This window comes from Burkholderia sp. AcTa6-5 (genome assembly GCF_017815075.1).
GTDB lineage: Bacteria > Pseudomonadota > Gammaproteobacteria > Burkholderiales > Burkholderiaceae > Burkholderia > Burkholderia sola.
In genome coordinates this window covers 228,854-244,626 of record NZ_JAGIQE010000004.1, presented here as the reverse complement: position 1 = coordinate 244,626, position 15,773 = coordinate 228,854, and the positions used below count along the sequence as shown (strand labels likewise).

Sequence of the window (15,773 nt, the reverse complement as noted above, 5' to 3'; positions counted from 1 at the left end):
GAAAACGCTTTGGGGTCTGCTCGCACCGTGTATGCGGGGTTTGCGGCATGTCGTTGCGGTCGAGTGCGCCGGGCACGCGAGCCGGTTCGCTTGTACCATCGTCGGATGTTCGATCGATACCTCGACCTGTGGAGCCTCGTCCCCGACGGCGGCCCGATCCTGACCGCAAGCGGCGGCCTGCTGCCGGTCGTCTGGCATGCGCGGCCCGCGATGCTGAAAGTCGCCACTTGCGACGAAGAGCGGCGTGGAAATGCGCTAATGGCGTGGTGGAACGGGCAAGGCGCTGCGCAAGTGTGGCAGCACGACGGCGACGCGATCCTGCTCGAACGCGCGCAGCCGACGCCGACGCTCGCCGTGTTGTCGGCCGCGGGCCACGATGACGACACGATGCGCATCGCGTGCGACGTCGTCGCGCGGCTGCACGCGCATCGTGCGCCGCAGGTGCCGCAGGTCGTGCCGCTGCATGACTGGTTCTATGCGTTGCTGTCGAGCGATGCCGACAATGATACGCTGCGCCGTTCGGCGGCGGTCGCTCGTCAGTTGCTGGCCGGGCCATCCGTCGACGAAGTCGTGCTGCACGGCGACATTCACCATGACAACATGCTTCATTTCGGCGATCGCGGCTGGCGCGCGATCGACCCGAAAGGACTGCGCGGCGAGCACGCGTTCGATTATGCGAATCTGTTCTGCAATCCTGCGCATGAGATCGCGGTCGATCCGGTGCGTTTCGAACGGCGTGTCGTGGTCGTGGCCGATGCGGCGCGGCTCGAACGGGGACGGTTGTTGAAGTGGATACTCGCGTGGGCCGGGCTGTCGGCGGTGTGGTTGATGGAGGACGAGCAGCCGGCCGATACGCGGCTGCAGGTTGCGATGCTTGCGGCGGCTGCGCTCGAGCTGTAGCGATACGCGTCGACCATGAAAACAGCCCATCGCGAATGTCTGCGGGGAAGCGGCGAAGACCACCGGACGGACGGTGCCGCACAGATAGACGCAAGCGCTGAACTCCGGGCTCGTTCGAAACCGCGGCCGTCTGATCGTGGAGTAGTATTCCCCGATATCGAGGTGATTACCCGGCCTCTACGGCGCACCGCCGACCCATCTACGTATAGTGGCAACGGCCGTGACGACGGCATTGATGGAAACGCATCATGTCAACCGAGTGGAAGCACCGCGTCCGACTGTTTATCCAGCGCTTCTGGCAGCCGACCGGCGCGTGCATGACCTGCATGCCCGGGAGCTGGGGAAACGTCATGAGCGTTACCCACTGGACTATCGCCTTTCATACGGGTCTGCTGACCGGGCTCCTGGCGATACTTCTGACTTTCACGCCCGCCTCGAAACTCTACGCGCATCGATACGGCAATGCGCTGATCGTTGGCGTCCTGACGACGTTGGGCGACGCCTACTCGCACACGAGTCATTACCGCATCCCCTATGTCGAGCACATCGTGACGGGTGCGATTTCAGGTCTCTTGGCGCTTGCGGCGTCATATCTCTTCGAAGACCGCGCGCGACGCCTTCGGGCAGTGTGGGCTCGGGTTGTCGGACAGCCTATCCGCTGACTGTCTGACCCTACGCTGAACGCGAAAAAAAACCCGCCGGCAAACACCGACGGGCTTTCATATCCGACCTGCGCCGCGCCTTCAGCGCGCCGGGTTCAGCGTCAGATTCATGTGACGGTTCACATCCTTGTACAGCAGATAACGGAACCGCCCAGGCCCGCCCGAATAGCATGCCTGCGGGCAGAACGCGCGCAGCCACATGAAGTCGCCGGCTTCCACCTCGACCCAGTCCTGGTTCAGCCGATAAACGGCCTTGCCTTCCAGCACGTACAGGCCGTGCTCCATCACGTGCGTTTCGGCGAACGGAATCACGCCGCCCGGCTCGAACGTCACGATGTTCACGTGCATGTCGTGACGCATGTCGCTCATGTCGACGAAGCGCGTCGTCACCCATGCGCCGTTGGTGCCCGGCATCGGAATCGGCTCGACGTCCTGCTCGTTCGTCACGAACGCGTCCGGCAGCGGAATGCCGTCGACCACTTGATAGTGCTTGCGGATCCAGTGAAAACGCACCGCGGCATCGCTGACGTTGTGCAGCGTCCAGTCCGCGCCCGGCGGAATGAATGCGTAACCACCCGGTTTCAGCGTGTGCTGCTTGCCCTGCAGCGTCAGCTCCGCTTCGCCTTCGACGACGAACAGCACGGCTTCGGCGTGCTTGTCCTGCTCGGGCTTGTCGCTGCCGCCGCCCGGATTCACTTCGACGATGTACTGCGAGAAGGTTTCCGCGAAACCCGACAGCGGGCGCGCGATCACCCACAGGCGCGTGTGGGTCCAGAACGGCAGCCAGCTCGTGACGATGTCGCGCATCACTCCCTTCGGGATCACCGCGTACGCCTCGGTGAACATCGCGCGATCGGTCAGCAGATCCGTCTGCGGCGGGTGGCCGCCATGCGGCGCGTAATACGTTGTCTTAGACATAGTGCATCCAGGCAATGGGTTGGTCCGGCCCCGGGCGCAAACGGCGTCGGGCGGTTCGCCTGCGCGTGAAACGCGCAGACGACGGCGGGACGTCGTTGCCGGGGTGGCTTGAAAGCGCATGCGCCTTCGGTCGGTCGGCCAGGCTTCGCATCGGGTCCGTCCGTCGAGCGGACGCGGCGGCCCGGATGGTCGGGCCGGCGGTCAGGCCGCGGCCCTCGCGATCATGCAGCGAGGCGCGGATGGCGGCACGGTTCGACTCGGTACGCGAGCATCGCCGACGATAGCGAAGTCGATCTCGATCGACCAATTAAATGTTGCGATGACATGCATTCGATTTCGCACTACCCACCGGCGCCCGCGATGCGCGGTGGGGAAGCGTTGCGGGGCGCGCCGGCTATCGGGGAAATCCTGACGGTTGCGAACGCTCGCGCGATGGGTCCGTGCACGACAACGCAGCGTGCAAAGCGCCGGTCTCGATGCATCCCGTTACGCGGATCGAACGCAGTCGAAACGTGCGCGGCAGCGGACCGCTGCGGCAGGGCCGCGAGATACGGTCAGGTCAGAACGAGCCGACGTGTCAAAGGAAAAGTGGACGGCATTCGACCGACCCTGCCCGCGCACATTCGGACGCGGCAACGGGTGTCGTCGAGAAACGGAGAAAACAGCGGAAGGAGAATTGCCGGCCCGTCGATCGGGCACATGGCAGCGGCTGATGAAGCCGGAGGAGAATCGCCGGCGTGGCCGGCGAAGCGGCCCGGCAGCGCGCCGGGCTGAGGCTCGCGTCGGGATGCCGACGCCGTCGGCGCGCCGGTGCGCGGGTCGCGCACCGGGCCGCGCCAGCGGCGATCAGTCCCAGTCGCGGTGGTGGCGATGCTTGCGGCGATGGTAGCCGCGGTCGCCGTGATCGCGATCGTACGAGCTGCGCGACATGTTGCCGCCGAGTGCCGCGCCGGCGCCGCCGCCGACGGCCGCGCCCAGCAGGCCGCCCGTGCGGCCGCCCATCGCGTTGCCTGCCGCGGTACCCGCGCCGCCGCCGAGGGCGCCGCCGATGATCGCGCCGGTGCGCTCGCGACGGTTCGACGTCACCGCGCCGCCGGCGCCGCCGCCGATCGCGCCGCCGATGACGGAGCCCGTGCTGCCGCCGACCGCGCCGCCGACCGCTGCGCCGGCAACCCCGCCGAGCGCGCCGCCGAGCGCGTTGTTCAAGTCACCGGCCATTGCCGGCAGTGCAGTCGCGCCGGTCAACGCGGCGACGACGAGAGCGGGGGCGATTTTCTTCCACATTCCCGTATTCTTCCTTGTTCGCAATTCTGGTTATCGAGGTCCGCTCGGTACGACGATCTGAATCGATCGACGTCGGGGCAGGCATTGTGCCGAACCGCGGACCAATTCATTTCAACGAGCTTGCGGCGAAGAATAGCACCGGTCCCGCATTCCTGCCGTGGACATTGTGGTAACAAGTTGTTTACGAATAACAGACGATAAACGCGCCCGCCGAATCCGGCTGAAACCCTTGCCGGCATTGGCTTGGGCACGGTTCTGGCCCCGCATCGCGACAGGCCGGTGATGCAAGCGGCCGCACATTCGAGACACACGTGGCAACACATCTGCACATGCCGCGGCGTGGGCCTCCGAACGACGGTCAGGGAGAAGATGAAGAGGGTCAGTACACGCCGGGCAGCAACCGCCACGTCCGCGCGCAGTACGCGTCGTACTCGGCGCCGAATTGCGAACGCAGCAATGCCTCTTCCGAGCGGATCCGCGCGACGAGCGGCACGAACGTCAGCACGACCAGCAGCACGCCGACGCCCGAGCGGAACGCCAGCGCCCAGCCGAACGAATTGACGACCAGGCCCAGATAGCTGGGATTGCGGATGCGGCTGTAGATGCCGCCGGTCACGAGCGTATGGCCCGGCTGGATCGCGACGAGCCCGCTGAAGCGCTTGCCGAGCACGAACACGGGCCACATCCGCAGCACGCCGCCCGCGAGGTACAGCGCGACGCCGATCCAGCGCACCGTGTCGCCGCCGAACATCCAGACGTCGAGCCGGTCGGTCAGCGCGGGCAGGTACGCGAGCAGGAAGCCGCTCACCGCGAACGCCGCGAGCACCCAGCGGTTGTCGCGACGCTCGCGCTCGCCGCTGCTCAGGTTGCCTTCGGTGAACAGCGCGGTGACGGCCATCGCGAGCGTCGCGAGCGCGACGACGGTCAGCTGGGGATGCGAGAAGAATGCAGCGAACCCGCCGATGCCGAGCACGGCGAGCCCGAGATAGACGAGCGTGGACAGGCTCGACAGAACGATGACCTTGGGGGTGGCTGTCATGACGGCCTCGCGGGGATACGCATTCCTGTGAAGTATAGGAACCGCGCAGCCCGCGCGCCGTGCAGCACCGTGATGCCGCGCGCGAACGCGCGGGCATCGTCCGGCCAACGGCAGCCGACCGGGCCGGTATGGCCGCGGCCGGCGTGCTGCGACGGATCAGCGGATGTGGAAGTGGCCGCCGATGCCGACGGTGACGGGCGGCGCGTAATACGCGGGGGCATAGCCGTAGTAGGCCGGCGCGGGCGCGTAGCCGTACGGCGGCGCGACATAGCAGCCGGACAGGCCGCCGATCAGGGCAAGCGTGATGAGAAGTCTGGACATGGCTCGGTTCCCGGCGCGAAAGACGAACGGCATCTCGCGAAGACCGCGCCGCCGCGTGTCGCCGCACCACGCGACGGCCGGCACGAAGAGGCGATCCGCCCCTCCTGTCGCTCGATGAAACAATGCGCGGAGTCTAGCGCCGGGCCCGGCCGGCCGAGTTTCCCGGGCGGTTACACGTGTTACCTGGTGTGACCGCTGAAACAGGCTCTGGCGGCGCAGCGGCCGGCCGGTGGACGGCCGCCGCGCCGGGTGCGGACGGGTTGTTACACGAAGCGGGCACGAATGCGCTGCGCGAGCGCTTCGAGCGTCGCGGCGTCGGCGATGTCCCGCGCGTGCATCCGCAGCTCCGCGCCTTCCCAGCGCGGAATCACGTGGAAATGCACATGCGGGACCGTCTGGCCGGCTGCCGCGCCGTTGAACTGGCCGATGAACACGCCGTCCGGCTCGAGCGCCGCGCGCACCGCCGCCGCGACGCGCTGCGCCATCCGGATGCCGGCCGCGGCCGCGTCGCCGGACAGCTCGAAGATCTGCGCGGCCGGCTCCTTCGGGATCACGAGCACGTGACCGTCGGCCTGCGGCATCAGATCCATGATCGCGAGCGTCGCGTCGTCTTCGGCGACCTTCACGCACGGCAGTTCGCCGCGCAGGATTTTGGCGAACGGGTTGTTGTTGTCGTAGGACATGGCGTTTTCCGATCTCGATTGGACAGTGGGACTGGGACAGCAATGCCGGACGATTATCGGCCGACGGCCGGCCCGATATCAACTCGCACGACGCGCGCCGAATTGTCGAGCGGCCGGCGACGTGACTGCATGCGATCGTCGTCACGCGTCACGCGGCCGCGATTGCAACGCATCGCCCGAACCTGCGACACTGCCGGATCGTTGCCGGCCGGCACGCCACCGAGGACGCTCGCGCATGACGATCCCCCTCAAGAAGCTGATTCTGCGCGGTGTCGCGCTCGCCCTCGTGGCCGCTATCGGCTACACCGGCTACATGCTGTCCCGGCTCGCGCCGATCGCAACCGGCTATGCGGCCAAGGCGCTGTGCTCGGGCGTATTCGTGTCGGGCCGCCCGGCCGCGTCCGTGATCGACGTCGACATCATGGCCGGCGTCCATCCGCTGCTGAAACTGGTACGCCCGTCGCTCGATCCCGACCATCATCGTGCGATGGCGACCTTCGCCGGCTTCGCCGAACGCGAAGCCGACTTCCGACCCGGGCTCGGCTGCACGCTCGCACTCGGGGCCCCGACCGGTGCGGCGGCGGCCACCTTGCCGGCCGCGTTGCCGCCCCTCCCCGATCCGCCGGTCGCGCCGCCCGACCCACCCGCACCGGCCATGCCGCCCGCCGGCATCGACGCACGCAAGCTGCAGACCGCGCTCGACCGCGCGTTCGACGAACCCGATCCGGCGCGGCCGCGGCGCACGCGCGCGGTCGTCGTGATGTGGCGCGGCCAGGTGATCGCCGAACGCTATGCGCGCGGCTTCACGGCCGACACGCCGCTGCCCGGCTGGTCGATGACGAAAACCGTGACCGCCGCGCTGGTCGGCACGCTGGTCGCGCGGCACAAGCTGTCGCCGGACACGTCGGCGCTGCTGCCCGAATGGCGCGGCAGCGGCGATCCGCGCGCGGCCATCACGCTAGACGAACTGCTGCGGATGACGAGCGGCCTGCAATTCAACGAGGACTACGACGACCCGCTGTCCGACGTCGCGGTGATGCTGTTCACGCAGCCCGATACCGCGCGGTTCGCGTCGGCGAAGCCGCTTGCCGCGACGCCCGGCGCACAGTGGTCGTACTCGAGCGGCACGAGCGCGATCGTCGCGCGCGTGATGCGCGAAGCGCTGGGCGGCAGCGACGCCGACTACCTCGCGTTTCCGCGCCGCGCACTGTTCGCGCCGCTCGGGATGCGCAGCGCGGTGTTCGAGCCCGATGCGTCCGGCACGCTCGTCAGCGCGTCGTACCTGTATGCGAGCGCACGCGACTGGGCGCGCTTCGGTCAGCTTCTGCTGCAGGACGGCGTGTGGAACGGGCAGCGGCTGCTGCCGGAAGGTTGGGTGCATTACCTGACGCGCGCGACGCCGCAGTCGACGCGGCAGGAATTCGGCGCGCAGCTGTGGGTGAAGGTGCCGGAGCCGTTCAACGATCGCGATCCGCATGCGCGCGCGATGCCGGTCGACGCGTTTCATGCGGTCGGCCATGAAGGTCAGTTCGTGAGCGTGGTGCCGAGCCGCGAGCTGGTGATCGTGCGGCTCGGGCTGTCGCGGCCGGAAGCCGCGTGGAATCACGAGGCGTTTCTCGCGCGCGTGCTCGACGCGGTGCCGGCCCCCGGTGCGTGACGACGGGCGCTTGCCCGCCGCGCGCGCTACGGCGGCGGCCGTGACGACGCCGCCGCTTCACGCGCTATCCGCGCTGCATTACGGATTCGCGCTGCCGCCGTACTGCTTGAACCCTTCGCGCGTCGCGAGGCGTTCGATGTAGCGCGACACCGCCGGCAGGTCCGGATGCTCGAACGGCGTGCCGAACCAGCGGTTCACCGACAAACCGATCGGGATATCCGCGAGCGTGAACGTGTTGCCGGCCACGTACGCGCCGGTCTTGTCGAGCTGCGCGTTCAGCACGCGCATGTGCGTCGTCCAGCCCGCGATCGACCGTGCGATAGCGTCCGGATCCTGATGGTCGGGCGACTTGCGCACGAGGCCGAGGAATGCGCCGACCCACGAGCGGTTCAGGTCCGAGCCCTGCCAGTCGATCCACTGGTCGACGCGCGCACGCGCCTGCGGCTCGGCCGGATACAGCGCATCGCCGCCGTAGCGGTTCGCGAGGTAGCGGATGATCGTGTTCGATTCCCACAGCACGAAATCGTCATCCTTGATGACGGGCACGAGCGCGTTCGGATTCAGCGCGAGATAGGCCGGATCGTGGGTCGTGCGGAAGCCCGCGCCCCAGTCTTCCTGTTCGAACGGCAGGTTCAGTTCGGTGCACAACCACAGCACCTTGCGGACGTTGATGGACGGAATCTTGCCGAGGACGTGCAGCATGCAGTCTCCTTGTGAGGTCGGGTGCGGAGCGTTCGGCGCGCACGGCACACGCCGAACGCGTTCACGCCGAATTTATACACGACCTCGCGGGAAACGGCAGACCGCGGGCGCGAAATCGGTGTGCGGCCGGTTCGTCAGGTCGCGCAGCGCGTGCTCGGCCGTCGGGAACCGGAACATGAATCCGTCCTGATGCAGCCGTGCCGGCACCACGCGCTGCCCGTCCAGCAGCAGCTCGGCCATCTCGCCCATCGCGGCGCGCAGCGGCGCGGCCGGCACGTGCAGGAACGCCGGACGGCGCAGCACCTTCGTCACGACCCGCACGAACGCGCGCTGGGTCAGCGGCACCGGTGCGACCGCGTTGTAGACGCCATGCATGGCCGCGTTGGTCATCGCTCGCGCGACGATCCGCAGCACGTCGTCGCGGTGAATCCAGCTCATCACCTGCGCGCCGTCGCCGAATCGGCCGCCCAGCCCGACGTAATGCGGCAGCAGCATCGGGCGCAACGCGCCGCCCGGGCCGAACACGATGCCCAGCCGCAGCACCACCGCGCGCACGCCGTGGCGCTCGAGCGGTTGCACGGCCGCCTCCCACTGCCGGCACAGCTCGGACATGAAGCCGGCGCCGGTACTGCTGCCCTCGTCGAGCCGTTCGTCGCCCGGCCGCACGCCGTAGTAGCCGATCGCGGACGCCTGGATCCACGTGCGCGGCTTGACCACGGCGGTTTCCACCCAGCGCATCAGCGCCTGCGTGACGCCGACGCGGCTGGCGAGCAGCAGCGCCCGCCGGCGCTTGCTCCAGCGTGCGCCCAGCACCGGCGCGCCGGCGAGATTGATCACCGTGTCGAAGCGCTCGTGCGGCTGCAACTGGTCGACGGACGTCACGCTGCGCACGCGGCCTTGAAACAGGTAAGCCGCGCGCAACGGATCGCGTGCCAGCAACGTGACCGTATGCCCGGCATCGAGCAACTGGTTCACGAGCGTTTCGCCGATGAAGCCGGTCCCGCCGGTAACGAGTACGTTGCCCGGCCGCTGCCCGGCGAACGGGTTGGCGGCCGGCGCGCGTGGCGCGATGCGGTATGCTGCGATCCCGTCGCGCACGCCCGACAGCGTCACGCCGACGGCGAACAGGCTGAGCAACCAGCCACGCCAGCCGACGTCGATCGCGTGCAGCGCGGTGGGCGCGTGCGCCCACACGGCGAGCTGCATCGCGACCATTCCGAACAGCGCGCCGCCGTTGACGGCCAGCAGCGTGTGCAGCACACGCTCGGTCGCCGGCAGCTTGCGGCTCTGGTCCTCGACGACGAAATCCCACAACGTCAGCACCACTTCGACGAACACGACCGTCGCGAGCGCCGCGACCCACGCGCCGTGAAACGCGACGTTCGCAATCGACGCGAACACGAGGCCGTACAGCACGGATCGCACCGCATGAATCGCCAGCTCGAGCCGCGCGCGCGGGCTGTGCGGCAGGTCCTGCGTGAGTTCGTGGTGATAAAGCGTATCGAATGCGCCCATCGCGCCCTGCACGATCAGCAGGTTGAGCGCCCAGTCGAAAGCAGGCAACGTGTTCATGCGGTATCCCTCCTCCAAAGCCAGACGAGCGGCGGCACCATCGCGACGAGTGCGGCAACGTCGATCGCCACGTGACTCCACACCTGCGCCTGCCACGACAACAGCATGTCCTGCGGCGCCCAGATCGACAGGCCAGCCAGCAGCCAGCCCCACACTTCCCGTTTCCGCAGCCGGTTGCCGAGATGGACGAGCGCGAGCATCCAGACCGACGCGCACTGCACCGTCGCGCCGAGCAGCGACATCCACCAGACCTGCTGGGCGCGCGCGGCTTCGGGCGCGGCTCCCGTCCAGAAATGCCACTCGATGTCGCGGTGATACGCGTCGAGCCAAGATGCGCCGGCGATCCACGGAATGGCTGCGCCGACCAGCAGGTGCGCGATCGCGGCTGCGTACATCCAGCGCACGACGATGCGGCGCGGGGTGAGCGGACATCGCCCATCGAAGTGGAGAACCATTTCACTTGATCCCATGCTTCGCACTCCTGCTTGTTATTGCAAGCATCATGAATCGATCGATTGACTGCTGTCCCGCGTACGCCGCCGCCCCCACGCGACGGCGACAGACTTACATCGGCTTGACCACCATCAGGAAATACACGGTCAGCATCGCGAAGAACGCCGGATAGCCGAGCAGTTCCCAGCGCTTCGCATAGCGCCAGTAGCGCTCGGGCAACGCGGCATCGCCGTTCGCGTGCGCGAGCTTCGCCATCGATGCAAGTTCGAGCTGCAGCCACACGACCGGCAGCCAGCACACACCGGCGACCGCATACAGCACGATCGACGCGAGCAGCCACGGCGTATGCCACGGCCAGCCGGCCGTGTGCGCGAGCCACAGCCCGGACGCCGGCTGGAAGATCACGGCCGGCGTCGTGAACCACCAGTCCGCGCGCACGACGAGCCGCGACACGGCCGCGATCGCGGGCACCGACCGCGTGCGGTTCGCGAAGAACAGGTAGAACGCGGTGCCGAACCCCGTGCCGACCAGCAGCACCGAAGACAGGATATGAAGCGCCTTGATGACGAGATAGGTATTCATGCGTGTTCTTCTTCTGAATAGAGGATCAACAGGATGGCGAGGATCGGCACGTTCTTGAGCACGGGGCCGAACGGTTCGGCCAGCAGGCCCGGCATCGTGACCGCGATGACCGCCGAATACGCGACGATCAGCGCCGCCTGCGCGGCCCACAGGCGCCGCGACGGCGCGACGACGGTCGCGATGCCGAACGCGAAATCCAGCGCGCTGGCCGCGTAAAGCGCAATCAGCGCGGGCAGGCCCGTCAGGTGCGCAGGCGCCAGCAGCGCGAGGCTCGCGTGCAGCGGATGGATGAACGCGCTCGCGATCGCCGTCCAGATCCACACGATCGCGAGCGCGCCCACCAGCACCGGGCGCCGCCACATCGCGAGCGCGTCGCGGCGCAATGCGCCGGCTTCCGCGCCGATGAAGCTGCCGAGGCCGCGCGGCGGCCGGCCCAGCACAGCCGTGACGGCCGTCGGGTCGCCGGTGTTGCCGCCGCGCAGCATCGCCCACGTGTCGCGCGTCAGCATCGCCCCCGGCAGCGTGCCGAGCAGTGCGGCCGCCGCGCCGACCAGCGGGCCCGGCAGCGTCACGCGGGCCGCCGGCGGAAATCCGAGCGCGGCGCGGTAGCCGGCCAGCATCTCGCGGTATTCGACTTCGTCGCTGCCGACCACGTCGATCACCCGGCTCTCGGCCGCCCGCGAATCGCCCGGCTGTACGACGAGCCGCGCCACGACTTCGGCGAGATCGTCGACATGCACCGGGCGCAGCCGTTGATGGCCGCCCGCCGGCAACATGTGCACAGGCAGGCTCGCGAGCATCCGGAAAAACCGCGCGGACGCGCCGGCCGCCCCGTAGACGAGCGCGGGGCGCACGATGCGGAAGTCGATCGGCAGCGTCTGAAGGAAACGGTCGGCTACACGCTTGCTCGCGAAGTACCGCGTATCGCCGCGTTCGACGCCGAGCGCCGAGATCTGGATCACGCGCCGCACGCCGGCCAGGCAGCACGCGGTAAAGAGCGCGCACGGCGCGGCGCGATGCACGGCATCGAGCGTCGCGCCGCGTCGATCGGCCAGCATGCCGACCGCGTTGATCACCACGTCGACGCCCTTCAGCCGTGCGAGCCACGCTTGCGGATCGACGTCCTGCGCGAAGTCGATCGCGACGTCGTGCGGGCCGGCCGCGCGGCGCACGCCCCGCAACACGCGATGCCCGCCGGCTTCGAGCCGCGCGCACAGCGCCTGCCCGATGAAGCCGTTCGCGCCGCAGACGAGCACGGTCATGCCGCGTGCGCCGGTGCGATCGGGCGGGGAGGTAGACGGCAAGACTGCGTTCATGCTCATCCTCTATTTACAGTTATTTCTGTACAGACAGAAATAACAACCTCGAAAAAAGCGGGCTGCGTGCCCGCTCTGCCGTTACCGCTTACTTCGACGGCTTGCGCCTGACCGTCTGGCTGATCTTCGCGCCGATGCCGAGCGCCTTCATCAGCGTATCGGGCTTGAGCCGCAGCATTTCGTCGGACCAGGTCGTGAGCGTCTCGACGAACTGCAGCGTGTCGCGAATGCGCTGCTCGGTCTCCCGGCTCTCGTTCGCGATGTCCGGATTCGTCAGGCAATCGCGCAGCACCGTGAGCGTCGGCTCGATCTCGCGCTGCCGTCGCCCTTCGACGATCAGCTTGAACAACTCCCAGATGTCGGTCGACGTCTCGAAGTGGTCGCGGCGATCGCCCAGCACGTGCACGACCTTCGCGAGCCGCCACGCCTGCAGCTCCTTCAGACTCGTGCTGACGTTGGAGCGTGCGACGTTGAGCGTCTCGGCGATCTCGTCGGCCGCAACCGGCCGTCCGGCCAGGTAGAGCAGCGCGTGAATCTGCGACACAGTACGGTTGACGCCCCACCGCGAGCCCATTTCGCCCCAGTGGAGAATGAATCGTTCGGCAATCGGCGTGAGTTCCATGGTGGGGAATTTAGTTTTTTCAGTTATTTCTGTCAAGAGAGAAGTAACCGGGCGATCCGACGCCTGCCGTCCGTGCCCGCCCGCGATCGGCCGCTTCCTTTACAATGCGCGGGATTTTTCCGATTTCAGGCCGTCCCCGCCTTTCTGACTAGAGGTTCTCCCATGATCATCAAACCGCGCGTGCGTGGCTTCATCTGCGTGACGACTCATCCGGTCGGCTGCGAAGCCAACGTCAAGGAACAGATCGATTACGTGACTTCGCACGGCCCGATCGCCAACGGCCCGAAAAAGGTGCTCGTGATCGGCGCGTCGACCGGCTACGGCCTCGCCGCCCGGATCTCGGCCGCATTCGGCTCGGGCGCGGACACGCTCGGCGTGTTCTTCGAGCGCGCCGGCAGCGAAACGAAGCCCGGCACGGCCGGCTGGTACAACAGCGCCGCGTTCGAGAAATTCGCCGCCGAAAAGGGGCTGTATGCGCGCAGCATCAACGGCGACGCATTCTCCGACAAGGTCAAGCAGGTCACGATCGACACCATCAAGCAGGATCTCGGCAAGGTCGACCTGGTCGTCTACAGCCTCGCCGCGCCGCGCCGCACGCACCCGAAGACGGGCGAAACCATCAGCTCGACGCTCAAGCCGGTCGGCAAGGCCGTCACGTTCCGCGGGCTCGACACCGACAAGGAAGTGATCCGCGAAGTGTCGCTCGAGCCGGCGACGCAGGAAGAGATCGACGGCACCGTCGCGGTGATGGGCGGCGAGGACTGGCAGATGTGGATCGACGCGCTGGCCGACGCCGGCGTGCTGGCCGACGGCGCGAAGACCACCGCGTTCACGTACCTCGGCGAGCAGATCACGCACGACATCTACTGGAACGGCTCGATCGGCGAAGCGAAGAAGGATCTCGACAAGAAGGTGCTGTCGATCCGCGACAAGCTGGCCGCGCACGGCGGCGATGCGCGCGTGTCGGTGCTGAAGGCCGTCGTCACGCAGGCCAGCTCGGCGATCCCGATGATGCCGCTGTACCTGTCGCTGCTGTTCAAGGTGATGAAGGAAACGGGCACGCACGAAGGCTGCATCGAGCAGGTGTACGGGCTCCTGAAGGACAGCCTGTACGGCGCGACGCCGCACGTCGACGCAGAAGGCCGCCTGCGCGCGGACTACAAGGAGCTCGATCCGCAGGTGCAGGCGAAGGTCGTCGCGATGTGGGACAAGGTGACGAACGAGAACCTGTACGAGATGACCGACTTCGCGGGCTACAAGACCGAGTTCCTGCGCCTGTTCGGCTTCGAGATCGCCGGCGTCGACTATGACGCGGACGTGAACCCGGACGTGAAGATCCCGGGCATCATCGACACGACGGTCTGACGGGTCGATCCGCCGCCGCGCGCACGGCGCGGCGGCGGGTTCGCCCTGCCGGCGGCGTCAACGCGGCGCCGGTTCTTCCAGATAGACGCCCGACGACAGCGTGGCCTTCACCTGCCGCGTGAACTCGTCGGTCGACACTTCCTCCGCCCCTGCCTCGATGGCGTCGTACGCCTGGCGCACGACGTCGGCCGGCGTCGCTTTCGGCACGTCGAGGCCGGCCGTCAGGTCGGTATCGATGAAGCCGGCATGCAGCCCGATCACCCGCGTGCGCTGCTCGCGCAGCGAATGGCGCAGCCCGTTGGTCAGCGCCCATGCGGCCGATTTCGATACGCCGTAGGCCGACAGGATCGGCCGGTTCGTCCAGCTCGCGACCGACAGGATGTTCAGGATCGCGCCGCCGCCGTGGGCCGCGAGCGTTCCCGCGAATGCGCGCGACATCGCCAGCATCCCGAACACGTTGGTCTCCAGGTGTGCGCGCAATGCATCGACCGCGCCGTCGTCGGTCAGGCTGCCGAGCCGCGCGATGCCGGCGTTGTTGATCAGCAGCGTGACGTCTCGCGCCGCCTCGGCGGCCGCCGCGACCGCCGCCGGATCGGTCACGTCGAGCTTCACGGGCACGACGCCCGGCAGCGTCACGCTGGCCGGATCGCGTGCGCCCGCATAGACCTTGCGCGCACCCCGCTCGAGCGCCTGCTTCGCGAACTCGAGGCCAAGCCCGCGGTTCGCGCCCGTGATGAAAACGACTGCACCTTCGATCTTCATGACCCTTCCTTTCGGAGATTGAATCCCGTGCGCGCCGGTTCGCCACACGCCCGGAATCCGGTGAAAAACCACGCTGCCATCGCGTACCGAACCGTTGCACCGCCGGTGCCGCCAGCCGGGCCGTCCCGCCGCCCGCGCCTCGCCGCACCCTGGACGCCGACCGACTTCGATCCATGCTGCGCCGGGTTGCTTCGCTTCGTCCGCGAAGTCGGCTACACTTGAATCTCAATGTCGATCACCATCGTCTTTGCGAAGCATGGTGCCAGCGCGAGGTCGGCACGTCAATGGTGATCACCATTGTGTTTTTCAATCGACGCAATTGCGGGAAAGAGGGAGGGATCGATGGGCGTCTCGAGACAACAGGCCGCGGAAAACCGCAACGCGATCGTCGCGGCCGCCGAGCGGCTGTTTCGCATGCGCGGCGTCGAGGCCGTCGGGCTGACGGAACTGATGAAGGACGCCGGCTTCACGCAGGGCGGCTTCTACAACCATTTCAAATCGAAAAATGCGCTGGTCGCCGCGGTGATGGAGAAAGCCATGCAGGACCGCGCAGATTCGCCGAGTGCCGGCAGCGTCGCGAAGCAAGTGACGGCCTACCTGTCGACCGCGCATCGCGACAACGTCGAAGGCGGCTGCCCGCTGTCGGGGTTCGCGGGCGATGCGCCGCGGCTGACCGACGCGGCGCGCGCCTGCTACACGCGCGGCGTCGCCGGCTATCTCGACCGGCTGGAGCGGACGTTGGCCGCCGAAGGCTCGGCAGACGCGCGCCGCGACGCGCTCGCCGTCTTCAGCCAGATGATCGGCGCGCTCGTGCTGTCGCGCGCGATTGCCGGCACCGATCCGGCGCTGGCCGACGAGATTCTCGACGCGGGGCGGCGCACGCTCGTGGGGCAGCCGGACGATCCGACCGTGCCGGCGTAGCGGCATGGCGGGGC

General features: G+C 67.8%; 16 protein-coding genes and 1 pseudogene. 5 read left to right on the top strand and 12 right to left on the bottom strand.

The annotated features are described in order from the left end of the window. Positions 1-105: 105 nt before the first annotated feature. Together J8I33_RS08085 and J8I33_RS08080 are read left to right on the top strand one after the other, a co-directional pair. Positions 106-900 (top strand): aminoglycoside phosphotransferase family protein, encoded by a 795-nt coding sequence (locus J8I33_RS08085; protein ID WP_209934486.1) that lies wholly within the window; start codon positions 106-108, stop codon positions 898-900. 248 nt (positions 901-1,148) lie between these two features. Beyond that, positions 1,149-1,562: a hypothetical protein gene (locus J8I33_RS08080; RefSeq protein WP_209934482.1), complete on the top strand. Its 414-nt coding sequence runs from the start codon at positions 1,149-1,151 to the stop codon at positions 1,560-1,562. A gap of 81 nt (positions 1,563-1,643) precedes the next feature. On the opposite strand, the gene J8I33_RS08075 is transcribed toward J8I33_RS08080, so the two are convergent. The 5 genes from J8I33_RS08075 to J8I33_RS08055 all read right to left on the bottom strand — a co-directional run bounded on the left by J8I33_RS08075 (position 1,644) and on the right by J8I33_RS08055 (position 5,807). Further along, positions 1,644-2,480 (bottom strand): bifunctional allantoicase/(S)-ureidoglycine aminohydrolase, encoded by an 837-nt coding sequence (locus J8I33_RS08075; protein WP_050012158.1) that lies wholly within the window; start codon positions 2,478-2,480, stop codon positions 1,644-1,646. 846 nt (positions 2,481-3,326) lie between these two features. Next, complete coding sequence (locus J8I33_RS08070; RefSeq protein ID WP_050012159.1) at positions 3,327-3,764, bottom strand: hypothetical protein; 438 nt, start codon at positions 3,762-3,764, stop codon at positions 3,327-3,329. A 379-nt stretch (positions 3,765-4,143) separates the two neighbouring features. Then, positions 4,144-4,803, bottom strand: a complete 660-nt coding sequence (locus J8I33_RS08065) for an isoprenylcysteine carboxylmethyltransferase family protein (protein WP_209934477.1) — start codon at positions 4,801-4,803, stop codon at positions 4,144-4,146. A 156-nt stretch (positions 4,804-4,959) separates the two neighbouring features. After that, positions 4,960-5,124 (bottom strand): hypothetical protein, encoded by a 165-nt coding sequence (locus J8I33_RS08060; RefSeq protein ID WP_162838116.1) that lies wholly within the window; start codon positions 5,122-5,124, stop codon positions 4,960-4,962. A gap of 263 nt (positions 5,125-5,387) precedes the next feature. Beyond that, on the bottom strand, positions 5,388-5,807 hold the full coding sequence (locus tag J8I33_RS08055) for an HIT domain-containing protein (protein WP_050012161.1): 420 nt from the start codon (positions 5,805-5,807) through the stop codon (positions 5,388-5,390). A gap of 235 nt (positions 5,808-6,042) precedes the next feature. Here J8I33_RS08055 and J8I33_RS08050 point away from each other — a divergent pair, with 235 nt between their 5' ends. Then, complete coding sequence (locus tag J8I33_RS08050) at positions 6,043-7,464, top strand: serine hydrolase (protein ID WP_209934471.1); 1,422 nt, start codon at positions 6,043-6,045, stop codon at positions 7,462-7,464. Positions 7,465-7,542: 78 nt separating this feature from the next. Here J8I33_RS08050 and J8I33_RS08045 read toward each other — a convergent pair whose 3' ends face one another. From J8I33_RS08045 to J8I33_RS08020, 6 genes and pseudogenes are all read right to left on the bottom strand, one after another. Then, positions 7,543-8,166 (bottom strand): glutathione S-transferase, encoded by a 624-nt coding sequence (locus J8I33_RS08045; protein ID WP_050012163.1) that lies wholly within the window; start codon positions 8,164-8,166, stop codon positions 7,543-7,545. Positions 8,167-8,238: 72 nt separating this feature from the next. Next, a complete protein-coding gene (locus J8I33_RS08040; RefSeq protein WP_209934464.1) occupies positions 8,239-9,738 on the bottom strand; it encodes a TIGR01777 family oxidoreductase in 1,500 nt (499 codons plus the stop codon). Then, positions 9,735-10,157: pseudogene (locus tag J8I33_RS08035) on the bottom strand (DUF393 domain-containing protein); the annotation flags it as partial. The pseudogene J8I33_RS08035 and the gene J8I33_RS08040, both read right to left, overlap by 4 nt. Before the next feature lie 145 nt (positions 10,158-10,302). Then, positions 10,303-10,773, bottom strand: coding sequence for a DUF2269 domain-containing protein (locus J8I33_RS08030; RefSeq protein WP_089489857.1), 471 nt, complete (start codon positions 10,771-10,773; stop codon positions 10,303-10,305). Beyond that, the gene (locus J8I33_RS08025; protein WP_209934457.1) at positions 10,770-12,089 is read right to left on the bottom strand and encodes an SDR family oxidoreductase; all 1,320 of its coding nucleotides are present in this window, start codon (positions 12,087-12,089) and stop codon (positions 10,770-10,772) included. Before J8I33_RS08025 ends, J8I33_RS08030 begins: the two co-directional genes overlap by 4 nt. An 88-nt stretch (positions 12,090-12,177) precedes the next feature. Beyond that, complete coding sequence (locus J8I33_RS08020; protein ID WP_050012168.1) at positions 12,178-12,711, bottom strand: MarR family transcriptional regulator; 534 nt, start codon at positions 12,709-12,711, stop codon at positions 12,178-12,180. Between the two features lie 162 nt (positions 12,712-12,873). On the opposite strand from J8I33_RS08020, the gene fabV reads away from it, so the two are divergent. Next, positions 12,874-14,076 (top strand): enoyl-ACP reductase FabV, encoded by a 1,203-nt coding sequence (gene fabV / locus J8I33_RS08015; RefSeq protein WP_089437238.1) that lies wholly within the window; start codon positions 12,874-12,876, stop codon positions 14,074-14,076. A gap of 57 nt (positions 14,077-14,133) precedes the next feature. On the opposite strand, the gene J8I33_RS08010 is transcribed toward fabV, so the two are convergent. Next, positions 14,134-14,838 carry an SDR family oxidoreductase gene (locus tag J8I33_RS08010; RefSeq protein ID WP_089489858.1) on the bottom strand — a complete coding sequence of 235 codons (705 nt, stop codon included), beginning with the start codon at positions 14,836-14,838 and terminating at the stop codon, positions 14,134-14,136. A 342-nt stretch (positions 14,839-15,180) separates the two neighbouring features. Between J8I33_RS08010 and J8I33_RS08005 the strand changes: the two genes are divergently transcribed. Beyond that, entirely contained in the window at positions 15,181-15,759 is a 579-nt protein-coding gene (locus J8I33_RS08005) for a TetR family transcriptional regulator (RefSeq protein ID WP_209934451.1), read from the top strand. Positions 15,760-15,773: the final 14 nt, after the last annotated feature.